Below are 23,232 nucleotides of genomic sequence, written 5' to 3'. Positions count from 1 at the left end.
GAGATGATACTATGAGAATAATCTTATTAGGTCCTCCGGGAGCTGGAAAAGGAACTCAAGCTAAATCAATTAGTAATAAGTTCTCAATACCACATATATCAACAGGGGATATATTCAGAAAAAACATTTCAGAAAAAACCCCTCTTGGAATTGAAGCTAAGAGACATATTGATAAGGGGCATTTAGTCCCTGATAAATTGACTATAGATATAATAAAAGATAGGTTAGATAATGAAGATTGCATTAATGGATTTTTATTAGATGGCTATCCTAGAACTGTTAATCAAGGTGAAGCTTTAAAAACTTTATTGGATGAAAAAGATATCCACCTTGATACAGCATTATTAATAAAGGTTCCTAGAGAATTTATTCTAGATAGAATGACTGGTCGTAGAGTTTGTCTTGCCTGTGGTGCTAGTTATCATATTACATTTAATCCATCGAAAGTAGATGGTAAGTGTGATTTATGTGGAAGTGATCTTGTTCAAAGAGCTGATGACACTGAAGTAACCGTTAATGAACGGATTGACATATATGAAGCTCAAACACAACCATTGATAAAGTATTACGGTGACAAAAATTTATTATCAGAAGTTGATGGGACACAAGAAATTAATAGTGTATTTGACAGCATCTGTAGTATCTTAGCTGATATAAAAAATGATAAACATTAAAAATGATGTGGAAATTTAATTTATGAGAGATGCGGGTAAAGTGGTTGTAGAAGCTCTTGCAATAATTGAAGAGGTAATAAAAACTGAAATAACCACTGCAGAACTAAATAAATTAGCTGAAGAGTTCATAATAAAACAGGGTGCTAAACCATCTTTTAAGGGTTATTGTGGATTTCCAGCGTTCATATGTACATCTGTTAATGATGAAGTGGTTCATGGAATTCCATCTAACCGGGTTTTACTTGAAGGAGACATAATTAGCATAGATTGTATTCCTGAAATATTAACATTGAACTAATTGAGGTGAATGATTTGGAGAAAAATAGCCTTATAGGTAAGGTGGTACATTCTAAAGCAGGCAGGGATATGCACAAAACATTTATTGTTGTAGGTATACTAAGTAATGAATATGTGTATATTTCTGACGGAGAGTTAAGAAGGATCGAGAAACCTAAAAAGAAGAAGATTAAACATCTAAATTTTACAGGCACTGTAGCTGAAGAAATTAGGGATATAATTTTATCTGAAAAAGAGGTTACTAATTCTAAAATTAAAATATTTTTGCAGTCTGCAGATATTGGTAAGGAGGTTTGATTACCTTATGTCAAAAGATGATATAATAGAAATGCAAGGTGTGGTAGTAGAAACTTTGCCCAATGCGATATTTCAAGTTGAATTGGAGAGTGGGCATAAAATATTAGCCCATATCTCGGGTAAGTTAAGAATGAATTTTATAAGAATATTACCAGGAGACAAGGTTACGGTAGAACTTTCCCCATATGATTTAACACGTGGGAGAATAACTTGGAGAGACAAGTAATAAGGAGGGTTAGCTATGAAAGTAAGACCATCAGTTAAACCTATGTGTGAAAAATGTAAGGTTATTAAGAGAAAAGGAAGAGTAATGGTTATCTGTGAAAATCCTAAGCATAAACAAAAACAAGGTTGATCGGTTTTATTTATAAGAAGTATTAACATAAGTAGTAAATATTAAGTTAATATTAATAATAATAAATCGTTATTACATCGTTTAAAAGATATAGATGTGATAAAATTATAACAACAATTACGTGGGAGGTGTAAACAGTAAATGGCAAGAATAGCAGGTATTGACCTACCAAGGGAAAAAAGAGTTGAAATAGGCTTAACATATATATTTGGTATAGGCTTAACAAAATCACAAGGTATTATTAAAACTGTTGGGATAAATCCTGATACAAGAGTTAAGGACTTAACAGAAGAAGAAGTTAATGAGTTAAGAACATACATTCAAAAGAATTTTATAATTGAGGGTGACTTAAGAAGAAGAGTTGCTTTAGATATAAAAAGGTTAATGGAAGTTGGATGTTATAGAGGCATAAGACATAGAAAAGGTCTTCCAGTAAGAGGACAAAAAACTAAAACTAATGCAAGAACAAGAAAAGGCCCTAAGAAAACAATGGCGGGTAAGAAGAAATAGTAAGGAGGGAATAACATGGCTCAGAAAGTTAAAAGAAGTAGAAGAAAAAAAGAAAGAAAAAATGTTGAGCACGGTTGTGCACACATAAAGTCTACTTTCAATAATTCCATCGTTACACTTACAGATGCAGCTGGTAATGCTTTATCTTGGTCTAGTGCAGGTGGATTAGGATTTAGAGGATCTAGAAAGAGTACTCCATTTGCAGCTCAAATGGCAGCAGAAGCTGCTACAAAAGCAGCTATGGAGCACGGACTAAAGAGTGTTGACGTATTTGTTAAAGGACCAGGAGCAGGTAGAGAAGCGGCAATTAGGTCACTTCAAGCGGCTGGATTAGAAATTACATTAATCAAAGACGTTACTCCAATTCCTCATAATGGATGTAGACCACCAAAGAGAAGAAGAGTTTGATTTATAGTTTATAAAAACAGGAGGTGTAATTTGAATGGCAAGATATACTGGAGCTACTTGTAGACTTTGCAGAAGAGAAGGTATGAAGCTCAACCTTAAGGGTGATAGATGCTTTACAGATAAATGTGCATTTGCCAGAAGAGGCTATGCACCAGGACAACATGGACAAAGCAAGAAAAAAATGTCCAATTACGGATTACAGTTAAGAGAAAAACAAAAAGCTAAGAGAATATACGGAGTACTTGAAAGTCAATTTAGAAGATACTATGAAAAAGCTGACAAGTTAAGAGGAATAACAGGTGAGAACCTATTAAGACTCTTAGAAGTGAGACTTGATAACGTAGTTTATAGATTGGGTTATGGTAATTCAAGACAAGAAGCTAGGCAACTAGTTACTCACGGACATTTCTTAGTTAATGGTAAAAAGGTAGATATTCCTTCTTACAGTTTAACAGCAAATGAAGTAGTGTCTGCATGTGAAAAAAGCAGAGCTACTGAGAAGTTTAAGGTTTTCCTTGAAAACCCTAAAACCTTACCAAATTGGTTAGAAGCTAACTTAGAAAAGTTTGAAGGAAAAGTTTTAGCACAACCAACTAGGGAAGATATAGATGTTCCTGTTAATGAAACGTTAATCGTCGAATTATACAGTAAATAGTCATCAATATAGAATCAGTTGCCCTCATAATAGGTTGCCAATTAAAAAAGGGAGGGTTTATATGTTGGAAATAGAAAAGCCAAAAATAGAATGTGTAGAAACAGCTGAAGATGGTTCTTATGGTAAATTTGTAATTGAACCATTGGAAAGAGGTTATGGTATAACTTTAGGTAATGCATTAAGAAGAATTCTTCTTTCTTCTTTACCTGGAGTTGCTACAACAGCAGTTAAGATTGATACAGTACTTCACGAATTTTCCACAGTTAAAGGTGTTAAAGAAGATGTTACAGAATTAATTCTAAACATCAAAAGCTTAGCATTGACAATGGAGGGTGAAGGTCCTAGAACAGTTTATATTGATGCTAAAGGACCCGGAGTAGTTACTGGAGCAGACATTAGCACTGATGGAGATGTAGTGGTAGTTAATAGTGATTTACATATAGCAACATTGGATGACGATGCTAAATTATATATGGAACTAACTGTTAATAAAGGTAGAGGATATGTGTCTATGGCTAAAAACAAGACAGATGAATTGCCAATAGCTACGATACCAGTAGATTCAATTTATACTCCAGTTAAAAGAGTAAATTTTGCTGTTGAAAACACAAGAGTAGGCCAAATCACTGATTATGATAAATTGACAATTGAAATTTGGACTAATGGTACAATTAGACCAGATGAGGCTATTGGTTTATCAGCTAAAATTCTTATCGAACACTTTAAATTATTTATGACATTAACAGATCATGCTGATAATGTTGAAATAATGGTTGAAAAAGAAGAAGATAAGAAAGAAAAAGTTCTTGAAATGACTATTGAAGAATTAGACCTTTCAGTTAGAAGCTATAATTGCTTGAAAAGAGCTGGAATTAATACAGTTCAAGAATTAACAGAAAGATCAATGGATGATATGATGAAGGTTAGAAATTTGGGTAAGAAATCACTTGAAGAAGTTGAACAGAAACTTCAAGCTTTGAGTTTGAACTTGAAACTAACTGAAGAGTAAGGAGGGAAATACATGGCAATGTATCGTAAATTAGGCCGTTCCACTGATCAAAGAATTGCAATGTTTAGAAGTCTTGCAACTAATTTGTTGAAGTATGGTAAAATTGAAACTACAGTAACTAGAGCAAAAGAAACTAGAAAATTTGCTGAAAGAATGATAACTCTTGGAAAAAGAGGAGATCTTCATGCTAGAAGACAAGCACTTGCATTCATTACTGAAGAAAGCGTAGTTAAAGATTTATTTGACAATATTGCACCCAAATACGCTGAGAGAAACGGCGGTTATACTAGAATTATGAAAATGGGTCCAAGAAGAGGCGACGCAGCAGAAATGAGTATAATAGAATTAGTATAGTTTAAGCAAAGGGGATTAAGTGGGAACAAACTTAATCCCCATTTTATTATTAATATTTAATTGATTTTGAAAAAGATTTCTACTGAAGTTGTGATTAACTAATTTAGTAGATTTTTAATTTTATCATATTTATAAACGTTGGGAGTGACACTTATGGGTGAAAAAATGGTTATATGTAATAAACTTGTTTATAAGTACCCGCAAAGTGAAGGTGAAGAACCTAAGGTGGCTATAGATGGAATAGATCTAGAGGTTAACAGGGGTGAATTTTTAGTGGTATTAGGCCATAATGGCTCAGGAAAATCAACTTTTGCTAAACATATAAATGCACTACTAATACCAACAGACGGGGAAATTTATGTGGATGGATTACAAACATCTGTAGAAGCTAATCTATGGAACATTAGAAATGTAGCTGGTATGGTATTTCAAAATCCAGATAATCAAATTGTTGCAACTATAGTAGAAGAAGATGTAGCATTTGGTCCAGAGAACTTAGGATTAGATCCTAAGGAAATTAGAAAAAGAGTGGATGATGCGTTAAAAAGTGTACATATGTACGAATATAGAAAACATGCTCCACATTTGCTTTCAGGTGGTCAAAAACAAAGAGTAGCTATTGCAGGTATTCTTGCCATGATGCCCAAATGCATTGTTTTTGATGAACCAACAGCCATGCTTGATCCATATGGAAGAAAAGAAGTTATGAGCACTATAAAAAAAATAAACAAAAATTATGGGATAACAATCATTCTAATAACTCATAATATGGAAGAAGCAGTAGAAGCGGATAGAATAGTAGTTATGGATAGTGGTAAGATTGTAATGAACGGAAAACCAAAAGAAATATTTAAAAATGTAGCTATTATGAAGGAAATAGGCCTAGATGTTCCGCAGGTAACAGAACTTGCGTACGAACTTAGACAGAAGGGTATTAATATAGGATCTGATATACTAACTATAAATGAGATGGTGAATGCATTATGTCAATTAAAATAGAAAATTTAACATATATATACATGCCAAAAACTCCTTTTGAAAAAAAAGCTATAGATGATGTATCTATAGAAATAAAGCAAGGAGAATTTGTGGCACTCATTGGGCATACTGGCTCAGGTAAATCGACACTAATTCAACATATAAATGGTTTACTAAAACCAACTTCAGGTACGATTTTAGTAGATGACATTGATATAACAAAGAAAAAAATGAAATTAACAAGTATAAGGAAAAAAGTTGGGCTAGTATTTCAATATCCTGAATATCAACTTTTTGAAGAAACTATTGAAAAAGACATTTCATTTGGACCTCGAAATTTAGGTTTAGATAATGATGAAATAAATAGAAGAGTTCAAAGAGCTATGAAAATTGTTGGACTTGATTATGAAGAATATAAAGATAAATCACCTTTTGAGATAAGTGGTGGACAAAAGAGAAGAGTAGCTATTGCAGGAGTAGTGGCTATGGAACCAAGGGTATTAATCTTAGATGAACCAACTGCAGGACTTGATCCCAAAGGAAGAGATGACATCTTAAGTAAGATTGTTGAGCTTTATAAAGCAGACAATATGACTATAATTTTAGTATCACATAGTATGGAAGATGTAGCTAAAGTTGCAAATAGAGTTTTAGTAATGGATAAAGGGAAATGTATATTAGATGGAACACCTGAGAGAATTTTTAGAGAGATAGATACCTTAGAAGGTGTTGGCCTTGCAGTACCGCAGGTAACATATTTAATTAGGGAACTTCGTAATAAAGGATTTGATTTATCACAAGATATATTCACCATAGAAAAAGCAAAACAAGAGTTGCTTAAGATACTCAAAAAAGATTAGTATGACTCTTTTGCATGACTAATACATCATATTTAAAACAGTAATATGTGCTTTTTATAGCGTTTTGGAGGAATTTGTATGATCAAAGATATTACAATAGGACAATATATACCAGGGGATTCTTTTATACATAAGTTAGACCCAAGATTTAAGATATTAATATCTATATTATTTATTATTGACTTATTTCTAGTAAATAATTTTGAAGGCTACTTATATGTATTTATATTTATAATAGTCACAATACTAATAGCAAAGCTATCTTTAAAGTACATTTATAGCGGATTAAAGCCCATCTTAATTTTATTACTTATTACGGCAATATTAAATATTTTTATGACTGGAGGAAATGGAAGTCTTCCACTTATTCAATGGCATTTTATAAAGATTTATAAAGAAGGGTTAGTTATTGCCGCGTTTATGATTATTAGACTAGTTTTTTTAATTATGGGAACATCAATACTAACACTTACAACATCACCTATAGAATTAACTGATGGTATAGAGAGCCTCCTTAATCCATTTAAAAAAATAGGAGTGCCAGCTCATGAGTTGGCAATGATGATGACTATAGCATTAAGATTTATTCCGACTTTAATGGATGAGACTGATAAAATCATGAAAGCACAAATGGCCAGAGGTGCTGATTTTGAATCTGGTAATTTAATAAGCAGGGCTAAAAGTTTAATCCCTATTCTAGTACCTTTATTTATAAGTTCTTTTAGGCGGGCAGATGAATTAGCGATGGCTATGGAATCTAGATGCTATAAAGGTGGAGAAGGAAGAACTAGAATGAAACAACTAAAAGTAACTAAAAGAGATTATATTGCAAGTTGTTCTTTTATATTGCTGTTTGTCATTACTATTGTTAGTAGAACATAAAATTCTCCTAAAATGCAAAGGGTTATTAAATCCTAGCTATAAGTAGAAAGGGGCATGATGCAGTGAGAAACATCAAGATTATTATAGAATACGATGGAACAAACTACTCAGGATGGCAAAGACAAAATAATGTTATGACTATTCAAGAAAAAATTGAGAGTGCTATCGAGGAACTTACGGGTGAAAAAACTCAGATTACGGGTTCTAGCAGGACTGATGCTGGAGTTCATGCAAAGGGCTATACCGGTAACTTCTATACTAATAGCAAAATAGTTATAGAAAAATTTACAGGAGCTATTAATAGTAAGCTCCCAAGAGACATTGTGATTTTACATTCTTTTGAGGTTCCATATGAGTTTCATTCAAGGTATAACAGTATGGGTAAGATGTATAGTTACACTATAATTAATAGACGACAAGCTGTTGCAGTAGGGCGTGATTACATATACCATCATAAGCAAATATTAGATGTAGAGGCTATGCAAATAGGTGCCCAGTATTTTATGGGTACTCATGATTTTTCTGCTTTCAAAAATTTAGGTAGTTCTGCCAAAACTTCAGTAAGAACTGTTTCTAGGCTAGATATTGTAAAGAATGAAGAGCTTATAAAAATATATATTGCAGCTGATGGATTTTTATACAATATGGTTAGAATAATAGTTGGAGCATTAATTAGAGTTGGTGAAGGGAAAATAAAACCAAGCGAGATTAAAGATATAATTGAGTCGAAACAGAGATCAAAGGCTGGAAAATCTGTTCCGGCGAATGGATTATGTTTAGAAGAAGTTTTTTATTAAAATAAAAGCAAGAAAATTGTAACATGCTTATGTAAAAGCATTGACACACCCGGTAGAATGTATTATACTTATTAATGTTTGTATAAAATATCGTGTATAAGATCCACTAGCCCCGGATCTTTAGCATAGAGTTTTAATTGTTAAAAGTTCAGGGAGGGAAAATAATGAAATCATACTTAGCAAAACCACTAGAAGTAGAAAGAAAATGGTTCGTTGTAGATGTAGAAGGAAAAGTTTTAGGAAGGGCAGCAAGTCAAATAGCTGCAATACTAAGAGGAAAACATAAACCAACATTTACGCCACATGTAGATACAGGTGACTTTGTAATTGTAATAAATGCAGATAAGATAGTTTTAACTGGTAAGAAATTAGACCAAAAAATGTTAAGACATCACTCTCATTATCCAGGTGGATTAAAAGAAGTTCCATATAGAGTAGCATTAGCTAAAAAGCCTGAGTTCATTTTTGAAGAGGCAGTTAGAAGAATGCTTCCAACGGGACCATTAGGTCGTCAAACACTTAAAAAAATGATCGTTTACAGAGGACCAGAACATAAGAATGAAGCACAAAACCCAGAAGTACTAGTACTTAAATACTAATTAGATTCGAAGGGAGGATATATAATGGCAAAGGTTCAATATATAGGAACAGGAAGAAGAAAGACATCAGTTGCTAGAGTAAGACTTGTACCTGGAGAAGGTAAAATTATTATAAATAAAAGAGCTATAGAAAACTATTTTGGATTAGAAACTTTAATTCTTATAGTTAACCAGCCGTTAGTATTAACTGGAACTAAAGATAAATTTGATGTTTTAGTTAATGTTAATGGTGGTGGATATACAGGTCAAGCTGGAGCAATAAGACATGGTATTTCTAGATCTTTATTAAAAGCTGATCTAACTTTAAGACCAGAACTTAAAAAAGCAGGATTCTTAACAAGAGATCCTAGAATGACAGAAAGAAAGAAATACGGTCTTAAAAAAGCAAGAAGAGCATCTCAATTCTCAAAGAGATAATAAAAGTAAAGCTGAAAACCCTTCAAACATTTATGTTTGCAGGGTTTTTCTTTTTAAGAATACATAAAGAAAAAAATTGGAACGTAACTAACAAATAATTATTAGATATTTGGAGATTATTTTAGTAAGAATAAGGACAAAATCTATTTTTTTTATTATTTTTTGACCGCATATCCATAGACTTAAGGGGAAAAATATATTTCTCGAATCTTTCATTTAAAACATTCCAATTTATATTCTTAATAAATGCAGAAATGTATTCTTTTCGATTTGATCCGAAATCCATAAAGTATGAATGCTCGTAAACATCCATTATGAGTATTGGACAAGAAAGCCATACTGCACCATTATCGTGTGAATCGCTTCCCACTATGTGCAAACTGTTATCAAGTAAATCAAGGGTAAGTACTACCCAACCCCTCATTGATAAGCCTACATTTGTAAGGTAAGAAATAAAATTATCATAGGATAAATATTGATTTATTATTGCATTAAATATTGGACCATAAGGTGTGTTATTGCCGCCGGTCATATTTTCAAAATAAAGGTTATGGAGTTTTACGCCATTCAGTGAGTATGTTTCACCTCGTTTTAAAGAACGCATTTTAGAATAAGTGGGGTTACTATCAGTATAATTATCAGGTGTGTATGGAGTATTCCAAATTTCATTTAATTTGGTTACATAACCTGTATACAATTTATAATGTTCATCTAGTTGTTTTTTAGAAATTCCTTGGACTGATTCAAAATCAAATGTTTTAGGCTTAAGATTGTACATTAAATCACCTCTTTAAATAATATATTATGTTATATAATATGTAATAAAATTAGAGTGGTGTTTTTATTCTTTTTTTGAGTATTTAAATAATAATAAATTAAGGAACTGTTGAATAAAATTACACATAGCAATAAATAAAAGGATGGGTGAATTGAAGTACAGAAATAATAAAATGATAGCTATTGTCATGGTAATTGCCATAGGAATGGTAAGTTTTATAGGTGTAAATATAGGGATTGCGAAGGAAACTATGAATTCTAATCAACTAGGTAATAAAAAAATACTTATTGATTCTGGTCATGGGGGAATGGATGGTGGAACTAGCTCTAAGGAGGGGACTGTAGAAAAAAAAATCAATTTAATTATAGCAACAAAACTTAAAGCTAGTTTGCAAAAGGCAGGATATGAGGTAGTTATGACAAGAGAGGATGATACAGGGCTTTATTCAAATAAGGGGACTATAAGAGAGAAGTATCGTGAAGATTTAAAAAAGAGGTGTGATTTAAAAAAGTCCAGTAATTGTGATATGTTTGTTAGTATTCATTTGAATTACTTTACCGAGAGTAAATATTATGGAGCACAAGTATGGTACTCAAATTATAAAGATAGTTCTATATTGGCGAGTGTAATTCAGAAAAATTTCAAGATAGATTTAGATTCTAATAATAAAAGAGTGCCTAAAGCTGCTAAAAGTTCTTATAAGATATTAAGGGAGAATGATGTTATGCCAAGTGTCATAGTGGAATGTGGATTCTTATCAAATTATGAGGAAGAACAAAAATTGAAGTCTGATGAGTATCAAGGGAAAATTGCAGGATCAATAAGTAAATCAATATGCGAATTTTATAAAAGCAATTTACAGGAATAAACAATTATATTGGGGCACGTTTAGAGTTCTTTTAATTGCAAACTAAAGAGATATATTATTAAAACAATATGTCTTTTTAGTTTGTACTTTTAGAATAACATTAGGTATGAATTAATTAGTGTTAGAAATGAGGTTATAGAATGGATGATAGGTAGGAGGTGGCTTCTAATTGATGGATATACTTGTGCCGTAGGGTATAGAGGTATAGATATATTTAGCATCATCAATAGCAAGCCTTATGCACCCATGGGATAGTGGATTTCCAAGTCTACCATCTACTATATTTTTGTTGTTATCAAGTAGTACTGTATGGAACAAATAATTACCGGAAATTCGTGTATAGTAATTGCAGATAATGTTTGATCCTGCTCTAAACATAGGTCCTTTATCGCTAATTGTAAAGTTGCCTGTTATAGTGGGGGTATTTGATGCTCCAGAGGAACATAAAAATGATTTATCTAAAACCCATTTGTCACTATATTTTATAAAAATATTAACTCTCTGATTTGGTAAATCTACATCAATATGATAGTTTGTTGCGCTATAAACCTTTGAAGAATTTATTGATGATGTAAGTTCTGTAATAGATTTATAATTGTGTAAGGATATATTAGAGGTTGTATTTTTGCTGCTAGTTAATGAGACTGATTTAGTATTAAATTCTATATTATCCACAGGAGGCATGTTTAGTTTTTCTAAAGTTCGCATACCAACCTCACCGTCAAAGTCTAATCTGCAGCGATACTGAAAATTTAATATTGCATCATAAGTAGGGGCTGTATACAAACCATCAGTGGCTATATTATATCCATAATCAACTAGTCTATTTTGTATATACTTTACAGCATTACCACGACTGCCAATTTTAAGTACATTACTAATTATAGTAATATTACGGGGATATTGAGATAATAGCTCTTTTTTTGAGGGATAGATTTTATATACGTTATTTTTAGTGGGAAAATTTATAAAATCTATTTTTGGAGTAGGCGCGATGTATGGTGAATTTGTTGAAGATGATACATAATTAGTATATGACCAGTAGCAAGTTGTAAGTAGTAAAATTGTAAAAAGATTAATAAGGTTTTTTTTATGCATAGAACTTCCTTTTCTTTATTGATACCCTATCATAATATGAGTGATTTGAAATTTTGCTACAAGGTTATGAATTTAAATTGCATTTTTTTATTATGGATGATTATATTAAAAAAAACAAATCCTATGATATAATTGGTGTAATCATAAATATATAAAACAAAAGGTGAAATTATGGATAAATCAGGGAAAATATATGTAAAAGCAATGAATAAGTACAATGATGGCTATATAGACAAGGCGTTAGACCTTTGTGAAAAAAGTATTTCTTTAAAGAGTACCAATGCTGCGGCTCTGAATTTAAAGGGTATTTTATATTATCTAAAAGGCGATTTAGAAAATGCTAAGAAAATGTGGGATATCAATTATAAAAGAAATAATGATAAAGTATCGAGGAAATATCTATCCGATAGTTTGAGAGATAAGAAAAGATTACAATTATATATAAATGCATTGGAATTAATAAAGCAATTAAATATATGTGAGGCCTTAGAAACTTTAAAACAGTGCCAAGATAGTGACTTTAATTCTATAAATGTGAATAACAACATAAGTCTTTGTTATATAAAGCAAGGTGAATATGATAAAGCATTACAATATATAAATGAGGTTATAAAAGTAGATAAGAAGAATGCCGAGGCGAGTATTAATAAGGAGACATTAATAAAATATGGAAGCTTAAAGAGAAAAATAAATTATGTAAAAATAGGTGTAGTTACTGCGAGTATATTATTAATTATAACTGGGATATTTATAGGCAAAAAGAACATTTACAATATAAAACATATTTCAACAATGGGTGCACAAAAACTACAAAGTGGAATCTCATTAATAAAGGGAAATGATAAATTAGTAGCAATTAAAAAGAATACTAATTTAGATAAATCGAGTACAAAAATGGTAGGAAATAAAGTACAAAAACTTGAACAATTCCCTCGAGAACAATTTAAGATTAGCATAAAGAATAACAATATGGAGCAAATAGTTTCGTATGTTAATAGATGGAACAAAGCTGATTTAGAGATGAATGATAAGTTACTTTTGGTAAAAGGTGAAGAAATTATAAAAAGCGAGGGAGTATTATACTTTTATAATAAAGGTGTAGGTTATATAAAGGATAAAGAGTATACTAAAGCTCAAAAGTATTTCTTATACGCATTACCATATTCTAAAGGGGATTATTTACAAGAACATATACTTTATATGTTAGCAGTAAGTTATAAAGCTAGTTCTGACTTTCAAAATGCTGTTAAATACTATGAGATTATTTTAAAACAATTTCCTAGTGGAAGTTACACCGAGGAAGTCTTATATAATTTAGTTTTAATAAACAAAGATGTAGATTCAAATAAAGCAAAATTTTATGCTGAAAAATTAGTGGAACAATTTCCAGATTCGTTATATAAGAACTCGATAGTAAAGAAAATATTGGGTATATAAAAATAAGTAACATAGCAAAGGTGTAATAGACATCTTTAAGTTTTACTTTGGGTATACTAATTTTAAAATATGTAACACAAATTTCGCAACCCTGTTACACATTTTAAAAATATTGATATAGAAGAGGTCAATTTGTAATATTATTGACTAGTAACAGTATAAGGTATACAATAATAACAATATAAACATACCCTAGCGGGGTATAATAAATGGAGGTAATAATATGATAAAAGAAGTTAATGATATAAATTTTAATGAAGAAATAGGAAATTCAGATAACATAGTTGTAGTTGATTTTTGGGCACCTTGGTGTGGACCTTGTAAAATGTTAAGTCCTGTAATTGAAGAATTAGCAAAAGAAATGGGAACAAATGTTAAATTTGCTAAAATAAATGTGGATGAAAGTCCTATAACAGCATCAACATATAAAATTTCAAGCATTCCAACAGTTATGGTATTTAATAAGGATTCTGTTAAAGAAACATTAGTAGGATTTAGACCAAAAGCTGAGCTTAAGAAAGTAATAGAGAAAAATTTATAAAATTTAAATACCATCAAGTCATAATAGTACTTAGAAAACAAACAAAACAATAAAATAGCATATATAGTTAGTAAAATATTTTGGAGATAGATAATTTAAATTTTTATATTTAAATAAATATCTCCATTTTTAAAGGTATATAATATTTACTAATGATAAAGATAAACTGTTAGTTAGTGTGCATTTAGGAAAACCAAGAGGAGGAGAAAGTATGAGCGAGAGATATGATATAGCTATAATTGGAACAGGTCCAGCAGGGCTAGAAGCAGCAATTAATGCTAAAATAAGAAATAAAAACATAGTAATCTTTGGGAATAAAGATCTGAGTCCTAAATTATCAAAAGCGGCAAAGGTAAATAATTATTTAGGACTTTATAACCTTACAGGAATTGAACTTAAAAACAAGTTTGCAGATCATATCGAGGATATGGGTGTAGAGATTTTAAATGAAAAAATAAACAATGTTTATGCTATGGGAGATTATTTTGCCTTGATGGTAAATGAAAAGGTATATGAGGCTAAAGCTATAATATTAGCTACAGGTATAGAATATACCAAACCATTAATAGGAGAAGAAGAATTCTTAGGAAAAGGAGTAGGATATTGTGCTACCTGTGATGCTCCATTATATAAGGGCAAAACTGTTGTTATAGTTGGTTATAATAAAGAAAGTGTAGAAGAAGCTAATTATGTAAGTGAGTTAAGTGGAAAAACATATTATATACCAATGTATAAAGGCAAATATAATTTAAATGAAAATGTAGAAATTATAAACAAAAAGCCTTTAAAAATAGTTGGGGACGATGTGGTTACTAAGATGATTCTAGATCAAGGTGAAATAGCTACAGATGGTATTTTTATGTTAAGAGACAGCGTATCTCCGAGTCAATTAGTACCAGGTATTGAGATTGAGAATGGTCATATAAAGGTAGATAGAGATATGAAAACGAGTATAGATGGATGTTATGCAGCAGGAGATTGTACTGGCACACCATATCAATATATGAAATCTGCAGGAGAAGGATTAGTAGCAGCATTATCTGCAGTTTCTTATTTGGATAAGTTGCATGAAAACAAATAAAAACCTAAATGAATTTCAATTTTTTTAATTTATCTAATATAATTAATAAAACCAGGTAGTTAGCAAAAGTTAACTGTCTGGTTTTAATTTTAGAAGGTACATTTTTTTATTTAACTACAAAGAAAACGTGATTTCCTATAGTCTTTATATTTGTTTTGTTTATACTTTTCATCCATCCTGAAGTAGCTATTTCAGGATTATAATAGAAAACAGCATTATAAGTAGGATCTTTACCCTTTAATGCATCGAGTACTGCAGTGTAACAGGCTGAATCAGGGATAACATTTGATTTGCCATTGTGATATACCTTTCCATTTTTAACACAAGAGAAAGCATTCTTTTGATTAATAACACCGGAAATAGATTTTGGAAAATGGATATCGCTAGCACGATTTAATATAACTGATGCTACTGCAAGTTTGCCACTATCAGGTTCACCACAACTCTCAGCATATACAACTTGAGACATTAAATAAATGTCATTATCGGTAATGCAAATTGAGTTATTTGACTTATTAAATACTTCTATTGCCTCTACTTGTTCATTGTATAAATCTTTACTCGCTGAGCCAAATGAATACAAATGTTCACCACTTACGTCTAAACTAGGAAATGCTAAAAACAATGTTAGCAGCATACATGATAAAAAAGTAAGCTTTTTCATATTTTTTCTCTCCTTTTGCCTACGGAGTTAGCTGACGGGTTCGGGAAAGGTTTAACCTACACAATTAGTGATTCACCCCAGATGCTTGGTTCCTCCGCGTATTTTTTACTTCGGCTAATATAGTATTACCTATAGTGTGGAAATAATACATTAATGTTTTATTATATAATATAAAGCAGTGTAGATTGAATAATATAGACTTATTGATTCTTTAGCTCAGTATAGGATTTAATATAATTAGCATATAAAGTTTCTACGTCGTTAAATAGTCTATTAGACGAAGTATATAAAGCTTCCAATACTTTCGGAGTTATCGATGCATTTGAAGTTTTAGAATTTTCACTTGTCATAGCAAGTTTGAAATCACTTAAGTAACTTTCATATTTATCTAATAAAAGTTTGAATGATTCATAAGTGGGAATTGCAGAGGTCGGAACAGTTAAAATTTTAAATGTATTTTGAAGATTGCTTAGTTTTGAGAAATCATCATCAACTAGTTTTGAAAGGTTATAATAGGACATTTCTTTTTTTCTCACTTTTATTGTATATGAGTAGAGATTACTTTTAATATTTAAAAAATCAGTGGATAGGCTATCAATATCACTTATAAATTCTTGGGTTTCACGTGACTTAATAGCTGTTTCCTTTTTTACCATTACAGCGGTATCACTGTAATCAAGAATATTATCAATGAAAGTCAAAGAAATTTTTGGCAGTGATATTGAAGCATTATGAACATCTATCAATGAATAAAAATTTATGCAATCATTTCTAAAAGTTTTAAGATTTTCCATAGATGTTTCTACATCATTTCCAGAAGGGTTGTTTAAAATTGCTAAAGTCTGTCTATATATTAATAAATTTTTATCTAGGCCGGATTTTAAATTATCGGTATCTTTTTTATATTTATTAGTAGGCTGTGAATTTGATAAATTAGCTTTAAAGACAGATAAATCATTAATAATTTTAGGTAATTGTTTTTTTGCATAGTCAACATCTATTGTTTTATTGCTATTAAATTCAGATACATTTTTATTGACATCATTTATACCATTAATGTTGGTTACTAAAGTGGTTTTATAGGAACTATATAGATTAGTTATAGATGAATAGTAACAAATATAGAAAATGCCTGTGGAGAGCACAATAATTGATAAAAAAAGTATTAGTTTAAAGTTTTTTCTTTTGTTACCAGCATTTATAATATTTTTATTTATACCCAAAATAATTCACTCCTTCATTAATTTCATTATATTCTTATATTAATATGATACATATATTATTCTAGTTAAATTGCAGAATTATACCATTTTAAAATTAAAAGGATCACATATTTAATAGGGTGACTTTTGGCAACCGCTTAATTGTTACAATAAAATTAACTTATAATATATACTAATAAAGCGAAGCATAGTGTATAATTGGAAGTAAGAGTTTTAGTAGAGGGGTGTGAGCTTTATGGAAGTATATAAGTTGATTATGAATACAATCAAAAATATAAGCGTATATTCAATTCTAGATATACTAGTGGTGGCTTTTATATTTTACAAAAGTTACATGCTAATGAAGGAAACAAGAGCTATACAGTTATTAAAAGGAATTATTTTTATTTTTGTACTTATTCCAATAAGTCAGTTTCTTAATTTAACAGTATTAAACTGGATATTAAACAAAACAATAACAATTGGCGTTTTAACTATTGTTATCATCTTTCAACCAGAGATAAGAAGAGCCTTAGAGCATATTGGAAGAACGGCTTTTGCTGATAAGCATATATTTGAAGATGAAGAGGTAATGGAGAAGGTTATAACTGAAATTGTTAATGCTGTTGAAATACTATCAAAAAGTAAAACAGGCGCACTAATAGTAATAGAACAAAGAACAGGTATAGGGGAAATAATTAAAACAGGAAATACTCTAGATGCTGTAATATCTGCTGCCTTATTAGAAAATATATTTGTAGTTAACACGCCCCTTCATGATGGTGCCACGGTAATTAGAAATGATAGGATAATAGCTGCGGGGTGTTTTCTGCCTTTAACTAATAGTGATAAAATAAGTAAAAAGCTTGGAACAAGGCATAGAGCGGCAATAGGAGTGACAGAAACTTCAGATGCGTTAACAATAATAGTATCAGAAGAAACAGGCACTATTTCTCTTGCAATGAATGGAAGATTAATGAGAAACTATGACAAGGATAAGCTTAAAAATGTACTTGTTCAAATAATAAAGAGAAGACAAACTAAAAAAGTAACATTAAAGGAGAGAGTAAAGGCATGGATAAAGAACGGAAAGAACAATTAATAATTAAAATTTGCTGTGTAATAGCTGCCTTTGCGCTATGGCTTTTCATAACGGGAACGGAAAATCCGTTGACTGCTTACAAAATTAAAAATATACCTGTAACAATGCTAAATAGCGACGTATTAACTAAATCGAATCTTGTTTTAGTTTCAGGACAAGACTTAACAACATCCCTAAATATTAAAGGAGCTAATACTAGCATACTTCTGGCTATGAAAGCATCAGATTTTACGGTAGTTGCAGATTTAGGTGCATATGCACTTAAAAGTGGGGAATATAAGATACCTATTCAAATAAAAAAAAGTCCAGATAATATAAATGTGGTAAATAGTGATGGTCTTTTTATAACAATACAGTTAGATGAACTTACTAAGAAAAAACTACCTATAAATGTAAATGTAAGCGGAAAACCTAAAGAAGGTTTTTACGCATCAAAGCCAGAGCTATCAGCAGATTATGCTACGGTATCAGGTGGTTCAAAGGTTATAAGTGAAGTTAAAAAAATAGTGATTGACGAAAGTATACAAGGTTTGGAATCAAATATATCGAAAAAATACAAGATTAAAGCGGTAGATGAATCGGGAAAAGAAATAAAAGATGTTATTGTAAGCCCGGCTTATATCAATGTTAAAACTCTTGTAAAAAAGACAAAATCCGTAGAGGTTACTGTGAAAACTACAGGAAGTTTAGATCCTAAGTATACGTTAGGAAGCATAAAAGCTGTACCGGATACAGTAGATATAACAGGGAGCTTAGCTGAACTTGATAAATTAAAATACTTAAATACAGAAGATGTTGATTTAAGTAAAATAACTAAGAGTACAACCGTTGAAGCAAAGGTTATAATTCCAAATGGATTAAATTTGGTCGGTGGGGATGCTATGGTTAAGGTCCAAGTTAATTTAAGTAGTCCCAATGCGGCAAGTGGGGCAGCTGCGGCAGAGAAGGTAGACAAGACAGTTCAAAAGGATTTAAGTTTAGATATCAAGTACAATAATTTGGGTGAAACTTATGTAGCAACGTTAGATAATAGTAAGACATCAATATCGGTTTCCGGAGTAGAGTCAGTTATTAATAATTTGGATTTAAATAATTTTTCCGCGCAAGTAGATTTAACAGGTTTAACGGAGGGCAAACAAAGCGTGAATGTAATTGTGTCTATGCCAAAAGGAGTAACTTTAATATCACACAACCCGGATAAAATAGGAGTAACTATTACAAAAAAGCCAACGGAGGTACCAGTGAGCAATGACAATAAGAGTAAATAACATAACTTTGGATATAGATGAATCAATAGATGATTTAAGGATAAAAGCTGCAAAATTAATGAGAGTTTCTGATAGTGAAATAAAGAAAATTAAAATAGCTAAAGAATCTATAGATGCTAGGAAAAAAAATAATATTAAGTTTAATTATGCCGTTAATATTACAATGGATAATGAAATAAATGTAGTCACAAGAGCAAACAATAAAGATGTTAAGCTTGAAGAAGACAAATATGAGGCTGAGTTTGAATTTGGAACTAAAAAAATGAATCATAGACCAATAATAGTAGGGATGGGACCAGCAGGAATGTTTGCTGGTATTCTTATGGCGCAAAAGGGATATAAACCTTTAATTATCGAAAGAGGAGAAAAGGTAGAGAATAGAACAAAGACCATAAATAAATTTTGGACAAGAGCAGTATTAAATACAGAATCTAATGTGCAGTTTGGTGAAGGTGGAGCAGGGACTTTTTCAGACGGAAAGCTAACTACAAGAATAAAGGATACTAGATGTGATTATATATTAGAAGAATTTGTAAAAGCGGGAGCACCAGAAGAAATAGCATATATTGGGAAGCCTCATATAGGAACGGATGTATTAAAAGACGTTGTGAAGAACATTCGTGAAACTATTATTAAGTTAGGTGGAGAAGTAAGATTTAATAGTAAACTTGAAGATATTAAGATTAAAGATGGAAAACTTCAGAGCATAATAGTAAATGGAGAAGAAATACCTTGCGATAATTTAATTTTAGCACCAGGGCATAGTTCAAGGGACACTTATGAAATGTTATATAAAAATGGCGTGTTTATGTCTAGTAAACCATTTGCAGTTGGGGTTCGAATAGAGCATCCACAAGATATGATTAATGAAAATCAATATGGAAAATATGCAAGTCACCCGAGACTAAAAGCTGCAGATTACAAGCTTACTTATAAAAGTGGCAAATTGGGAAGGTCGGTATATAGTTTTTGTATGTGTCCAGGAGGAGCTGTAGTGTCCGCAGCATCAGAACAGGGAAAACTTGTAATAAATGGTATGAGTGAGTACAATAGAGATAAAAAAAATGCAAACTCAGCAATAGTGGTATCAGTAGGTCCTAAGGACTTCGCTTCAGATAATCCACTCGCTGGTATTGAATTTCAAAGGTATTATGAGGGACTAGCATATAAGATAGGCGGAGAGAACTATAATGCACCAGTGCAATTAGTTGGTGATTTCCTTAAGGGCAATGTTAGTGATAAAATAGGTAGTATAAAGCCAAGTTATACACCAGGTTATAAATTAGCAGATCTTACTAACTGTTTACCTACTTATGTAACAGATGCTATAAAAGAGGCTTTACCTAATTTTGAACATAAAATAAATGGGTTTTCAAGAAATGATGCAATACTCACTGGTATAGAAACAAGAACGTCTGCACCAGTAAGAATTGATAGAAATGAAGAGTTTCAAAGTATATCTTTAGAGGGGTTATACCCAGCAGGAGAAGGAGCTGGATATGCAGGTGGAATAATTTCTGCAGCAGTTGATGGACTTAAAATTGCTGAAAGTATAATGAAAAAATGGAAATCTGTATAATAATTTTTCTAAACTCTTGATTTTTCTTTATGAAGTTTGTTAAAATGGTACAGAAGATAAAAAACGCAAAACAGAAAACAATAATACACATCAGACAAATATTAAAGTTAATACATAATACAAAATATATAATATAAAATATATAATCGAGGGAGTGTAATTGAATGAGTAAAACATTTGATAAAATTTTAGACACAGCAAAAGCACAAGGAATGAAAACTGTAGTAGTAGCTGTAGCACAGGATGAACCAGTACTTGAGGCGGTTCGTGATGCTAAGAAAAATGGTATAGCAAATGCAATACTAGTAGGAGATAAAGAAAAAATAATATTTATTGCTAAAAACATAGGTATGGATGCATCAGAGTTTGAAATTATTGATGAGAAGAATGTTTCTAAAGCAGCATTAACTGCAGTTCAGATTGTATCATCAGGAAAAGCTGATATGCTTATGAAAGGGTTAATTGATACAGCAACATTCTTAAGAGCCGTGTTAAACAAAGAAGTAGGTCTTAGAACTGGGAAACTAATGTCACATGTAGCCGTATTTGAAATACCAGAGTATGACAGACTAATATTTTTAACAGATGTTGCTTTTAATATGTACCCAGAACTAAAAGAAAAAAAGAGCATAATAAACAATTCAGTAGCAGTAGCAAAAGCTTGTGGAGTTGAGCTTCCTAAAGTCGCAGTAGTTTGTGCAGTAGAAGTAGTAAATCCAGGAATGCCAGCAACACTAGATGCAGCAATGTTATCGAAAATGAATGATAGAGGTCAGATAAAAGGCTGTATTGTTGATGGACCTTTATCTCTTGATATTGCAATATCTGAAGAAGCTGCAAATCATAAAAACATACAAAGTCCAGTTGCAGGAAAAGCGGATATTCTTGTAATGCCAAATATTGAAGCAGGAAATTCTATGTATAAATGCTTAAATTACACTACTAAATCTAAAAGCGGTGGATTACTAGTAGGTACTTCAGCTCCTGTTATATTAACTTCTAGAGCTGATACTCCTGAAACAAAATTACATTCTATAGCTCTTGCAGCATTAGTTGCAGAATATAACAAATAAAATTGTCGATTGTTTAGGAACATGAAAATATACTAGCATATCTATTTGTTATTTATTTAATGTACTTTATAGCATAAAGGAGGAACAATATGTCATATAAATTATTAATAATTAACCCAGGGTCAACATCTACTAAAATAGGTGTATATGAGGATGAAAAGGAAATATTAGAAGAAACATTGAGACATCCATCAGAAGAAATAGATAACTTCAAAGGTATATTTGAACAACTTGATTTCAGAAAAGATGTTATCTTGAATATTCTTAAGGAAAAGAATTTTGACATTAAAACTTTGGATGCCATAGTAGGCCGAGGTGGAATGTTAAAACCAATTGAAGGTGGAACTTATATTGTAAATGCAGCCATGCTTAATGATTTAAAAATTGGAGTGCAAGGTCAACATGCTTCTAATTTAGGTGGGATAATCGCAAATGAGATTGCAAAATCTTTAAATATACCAGCATATATCGTTGATCCAACAGTAGTGGATGAAATGGCAGCAGTTGCTAAATTATCAGGAATACCAGATATAGATAGAAAGAGTATTTTCCATGCATTAAATCAAAAAGCAGTAGCCAAAAGGTATGCAAAAGAAAATGGAAAAAAATATGAGGAAATTAATTTAATAGTTGCACATATGGGCGGAGGAGTTACAGTAGGAGCTCATGAGAATGGAAAAGTTATAGATGTTAATAATGGACTTGATGGAGATGGCCCATTTTCACCAGAAAGATCTGGGGGATTACCATCAGGCGATTTAGCTAAGATGTGTTTTAGTGGAAAATACACTTTAGACGATATTAAGAAAAAGATAAATGGAAAAGGTGGATTTGTCTCTTATCTTAATACTAATGATGTACGAGATGCGCTTAAAATGTCACAAGCTGGTGACAAAAAGGCTAAATTAATTATTCAAGCTATGGGATATCAAGTAGCTAAGGAAATTGGGGGCTGCGCAGCTGTTTTATCAGGAAAAGTAGATGCTATAATTTTAACTGGTGGAATAGCTTATGGAGAAGCTGTTGTTAATTATATAACCAAAAGAGTAAAATTCATAGCAGATGTGGTAGTTTACGCAGGTGAAGATGAATTATTAGCACTAGCTCAAGGTGCTATAGGCGTTTTAAGTGGAAAAGAACAAGCAAAAGTTTATAAATAAACAATAACGTTGATAATATGACAAAAAGTATGTATTACTAGAGGCTGTTTAAATACAGTTTAAGTAATATATACTTTTTTTATTATATAGTAAGAAGTTAGGATGTTTTTACAAATGCCTGGTATTGTAGTATAATTCAAGCTATGTTATACATATTACAAAAACAGTTTTGCCTAATTATGAAATTAATTTTTTTTATAAAAGAATGACAAAGGTGGGCTCTATGAATAAAATACTAACATACTGATTAGTATTTTTATTTAAGATGCCCTATAGTAAACCTATAGAA

General features: G+C 31.1%; 28 protein-coding genes, 1 pseudogene and 1 riboswitch. Of the genes and pseudogenes, 25 read left to right on the top strand and 4 right to left on the bottom strand.

Going from position 1 to position 23,232, the window contains the following annotated elements; translation table 11 throughout:
• The first annotated feature begins 11 nt into the window (after positions 1-11).
• From KPL44_RS02360 to rpsI, 16 genes and pseudogenes are all read left to right on the top strand, one after another.
• Positions 12-674, top strand: coding sequence for an adenylate kinase (locus KPL44_RS02360; RefSeq protein WP_216247012.1), 663 nt, complete (start codon positions 12-14; stop codon positions 672-674).
• 22 nt (positions 675-696) lie between these two features.
• Positions 697-945, top strand: a pseudogene (locus tag KPL44_RS02355) (M24 family metallopeptidase); the annotation flags it as partial.
• Positions 946-986: 41 nt separating this feature from the next.
• Complete coding sequence (locus KPL44_RS02350) at positions 987-1,268, top strand: KOW domain-containing RNA-binding protein (protein WP_216247008.1); 282 nt, start codon at positions 987-989, stop codon at positions 1,266-1,268.
• Positions 1,269-1,275: 7 nt separating this feature from the next.
• Entirely contained in the window at positions 1,276-1,494 is a 219-nt protein-coding gene (gene infA / locus KPL44_RS02345; RefSeq protein WP_071614608.1) for a translation initiation factor IF-1, read from the top strand.
• Between the two features lie 15 nt (positions 1,495-1,509).
• Positions 1,510-1,623: a 50S ribosomal protein L36 gene (rpmJ, locus tag KPL44_RS02340; RefSeq protein ID WP_021122033.1), complete on the top strand. Its 114-nt coding sequence runs from the start codon at positions 1,510-1,512 to the stop codon at positions 1,621-1,623.
• Between the two features lie 141 nt (positions 1,624-1,764).
• Positions 1,765-2,133 carry a 30S ribosomal protein S13 gene (gene rpsM / locus KPL44_RS02335; protein WP_076605255.1) on the top strand — a complete coding sequence of 123 codons (369 nt, stop codon included), beginning with the start codon at positions 1,765-1,767 and terminating at the stop codon, positions 2,131-2,133.
• A gap of 15 nt (positions 2,134-2,148) precedes the next feature.
• On the top strand, positions 2,149-2,541 hold the full coding sequence (gene rpsK, locus KPL44_RS02330; RefSeq protein ID WP_076605254.1) for a 30S ribosomal protein S11: 393 nt from the start codon (positions 2,149-2,151) through the stop codon (positions 2,539-2,541).
• 34 nt (positions 2,542-2,575) lie between these two features.
• Positions 2,576-3,196 (top strand): 30S ribosomal protein S4, encoded by a 621-nt coding sequence (rpsD, locus tag KPL44_RS02325; RefSeq protein WP_216125690.1) that lies wholly within the window; start codon positions 2,576-2,578, stop codon positions 3,194-3,196.
• A 61-nt stretch (positions 3,197-3,257) separates the two neighbouring features.
• Positions 3,258-4,205 (top strand): DNA-directed RNA polymerase subunit alpha, encoded by a 948-nt coding sequence (locus tag KPL44_RS02320; RefSeq protein ID WP_216247006.1) that lies wholly within the window; start codon positions 3,258-3,260, stop codon positions 4,203-4,205.
• A 12-nt stretch (positions 4,206-4,217) separates the two neighbouring features.
• Positions 4,218-4,559 (top strand): 50S ribosomal protein L17, encoded by a 342-nt coding sequence (rplQ, locus tag KPL44_RS02315; RefSeq protein ID WP_071614605.1) that lies wholly within the window; start codon positions 4,218-4,220, stop codon positions 4,557-4,559.
• A 153-nt stretch (positions 4,560-4,712) separates the two neighbouring features.
• On the top strand, positions 4,713-5,558 hold the full coding sequence (locus KPL44_RS02310; protein WP_216247004.1) for an energy-coupling factor transporter ATPase: 846 nt from the start codon (positions 4,713-4,715) through the stop codon (positions 5,556-5,558).
• Positions 5,543-6,397 (top strand): energy-coupling factor transporter ATPase, encoded by an 855-nt coding sequence (locus KPL44_RS02305; RefSeq protein WP_216247002.1) that lies wholly within the window; start codon positions 5,543-5,545, stop codon positions 6,395-6,397. The genes KPL44_RS02310 and KPL44_RS02305 overlap by 16 nt, the downstream gene beginning before the upstream one ends.
• A gap of 78 nt (positions 6,398-6,475) precedes the next feature.
• A complete protein-coding gene (locus tag KPL44_RS02300) occupies positions 6,476-7,279 on the top strand; it encodes an energy-coupling factor transporter transmembrane component T family protein (protein WP_216246999.1) in 804 nt (267 codons plus the stop codon).
• Positions 7,280-7,341: 62 nt separating this feature from the next.
• A complete protein-coding gene (gene truA / locus KPL44_RS02295; RefSeq protein ID WP_216246998.1) occupies positions 7,342-8,076 on the top strand; it encodes a tRNA pseudouridine(38-40) synthase TruA in 735 nt (244 codons plus the stop codon).
• A 164-nt stretch (positions 8,077-8,240) separates the two neighbouring features.
• Positions 8,241-8,675: a 50S ribosomal protein L13 gene (gene rplM / locus KPL44_RS02290; RefSeq protein WP_071614600.1), complete on the top strand. Its 435-nt coding sequence runs from the start codon at positions 8,241-8,243 to the stop codon at positions 8,673-8,675.
• Between the two features lie 24 nt (positions 8,676-8,699).
• On the top strand, positions 8,700-9,092 hold the full coding sequence (gene rpsI / locus KPL44_RS02285; protein WP_071614599.1) for a 30S ribosomal protein S9: 393 nt from the start codon (positions 8,700-8,702) through the stop codon (positions 9,090-9,092).
• Between the two features lie 121 nt (positions 9,093-9,213).
• Here rpsI and KPL44_RS02280 read toward each other — a convergent pair whose 3' ends face one another.
• Positions 9,214-9,870, bottom strand: coding sequence for a superoxide dismutase (locus tag KPL44_RS02280; protein WP_216246995.1), 657 nt, complete (start codon positions 9,868-9,870; stop codon positions 9,214-9,216).
• A 151-nt stretch (positions 9,871-10,021) separates the two neighbouring features.
• Between KPL44_RS02280 and cwlD the strand changes: the two genes are divergently transcribed.
• Positions 10,022-10,738 (top strand): N-acetylmuramoyl-L-alanine amidase CwlD, encoded by a 717-nt coding sequence (gene cwlD, locus KPL44_RS02275; protein ID WP_407934995.1) that lies wholly within the window; start codon positions 10,022-10,024, stop codon positions 10,736-10,738.
• A gap of 165 nt (positions 10,739-10,903) precedes the next feature.
• Here cwlD and KPL44_RS02270 read toward each other — a convergent pair whose 3' ends face one another.
• Entirely contained in the window at positions 10,904-11,836 is a 933-nt protein-coding gene (locus tag KPL44_RS02270; RefSeq protein ID WP_216246993.1) for a L,D-transpeptidase family protein, read from the bottom strand.
• A 171-nt stretch (positions 11,837-12,007) separates the two neighbouring features.
• On the opposite strand from KPL44_RS02270, the gene KPL44_RS02265 reads away from it, so the two are divergent.
• The 3 genes from KPL44_RS02265 (at position 12,008) to KPL44_RS02255 (ending at position 14,895) form a co-directional block, all read left to right on the top strand.
• Positions 12,008-13,273, top strand: coding sequence for a tetratricopeptide repeat protein (locus KPL44_RS02265; protein WP_216246991.1), 1,266 nt, complete (start codon positions 12,008-12,010; stop codon positions 13,271-13,273).
• A 223-nt stretch (positions 13,274-13,496) separates the two neighbouring features.
• Positions 13,497-13,814, top strand: a complete 318-nt coding sequence (trxA, locus tag KPL44_RS02260) for a thioredoxin (RefSeq protein ID WP_071614595.1) — start codon at positions 13,497-13,499, stop codon at positions 13,812-13,814.
• A gap of 211 nt (positions 13,815-14,025) precedes the next feature.
• Positions 14,026-14,895 carry an NAD(P)/FAD-dependent oxidoreductase gene (locus KPL44_RS02255; protein ID WP_216246989.1) on the top strand — a complete coding sequence of 290 codons (870 nt, stop codon included), beginning with the start codon at positions 14,026-14,028 and terminating at the stop codon, positions 14,893-14,895.
• Between the two features lie 106 nt (positions 14,896-15,001).
• On the opposite strand, the gene KPL44_RS02250 is transcribed toward KPL44_RS02255, so the two are convergent.
• Positions 15,002-15,559 (bottom strand): cell wall hydrolase, encoded by a 558-nt coding sequence (locus tag KPL44_RS02250; RefSeq protein WP_216246987.1) that lies wholly within the window; start codon positions 15,557-15,559, stop codon positions 15,002-15,004.
• 2 nt (positions 15,560-15,561) lie between these two features.
• Positions 15,562-15,685: riboswitch (cyclic di-AMP (ydaO/yuaA leader) on the bottom strand.
• 74 nt (positions 15,686-15,759) lie between these two features.
• Entirely contained in the window at positions 15,760-16,782 is a 1,023-nt protein-coding gene (locus KPL44_RS02245) for a hypothetical protein (RefSeq protein ID WP_216246985.1), read from the bottom strand.
• A gap of 235 nt (positions 16,783-17,017) precedes the next feature.
• On the opposite strand from KPL44_RS02245, the gene cdaA reads away from it, so the two are divergent.
• The 5 genes from cdaA (at position 17,018) to buk (ending at position 22,943) form a co-directional block, all read left to right on the top strand.
• A complete protein-coding gene (gene cdaA / locus KPL44_RS02240) occupies positions 17,018-17,863 on the top strand; it encodes a diadenylate cyclase CdaA (protein WP_071614591.1) in 846 nt (281 codons plus the stop codon).
• A complete protein-coding gene (locus KPL44_RS02235; protein ID WP_216246983.1) occupies positions 17,836-19,131 on the top strand; it encodes a CdaR family protein in 1,296 nt (431 codons plus the stop codon). Before cdaA ends, KPL44_RS02235 begins: the two co-directional genes overlap by 28 nt.
• The gene (locus KPL44_RS02230) at positions 19,112-20,710 is read left to right on the top strand and encodes an NAD(P)/FAD-dependent oxidoreductase (RefSeq protein WP_216246981.1); all 1,599 of its coding nucleotides are present in this window, start codon (positions 19,112-19,114) and stop codon (positions 20,708-20,710) included. Before KPL44_RS02235 ends, KPL44_RS02230 begins: the two co-directional genes overlap by 20 nt.
• 164 nt (positions 20,711-20,874) lie before the next feature.
• Entirely contained in the window at positions 20,875-21,783 is a 909-nt protein-coding gene (gene ptb, locus KPL44_RS02225; RefSeq protein ID WP_071614588.1) for a phosphate butyryltransferase, read from the top strand.
• An 89-nt stretch (positions 21,784-21,872) separates the two neighbouring features.
• Positions 21,873-22,943: a butyrate kinase gene (gene buk, locus KPL44_RS02220; protein WP_216246979.1), complete on the top strand. Its 1,071-nt coding sequence runs from the start codon at positions 21,873-21,875 to the stop codon at positions 22,941-22,943.
• The last annotated feature ends 289 nt before the right edge of the window (positions 22,944-23,232 follow it).

The sequence above is a fragment of the Clostridium sp. DSM 17811 genome, assembly GCF_018861905.1.
In the GTDB taxonomy this organism is placed as follows: domain Bacteria; phylum Bacillota; class Clostridia; order Clostridiales; family Clostridiaceae; genus Clostridium_AD; species Clostridium_AD frigoriphilum.
This window is presented reverse-complemented; position numbering and strand designations above follow the sequence as displayed.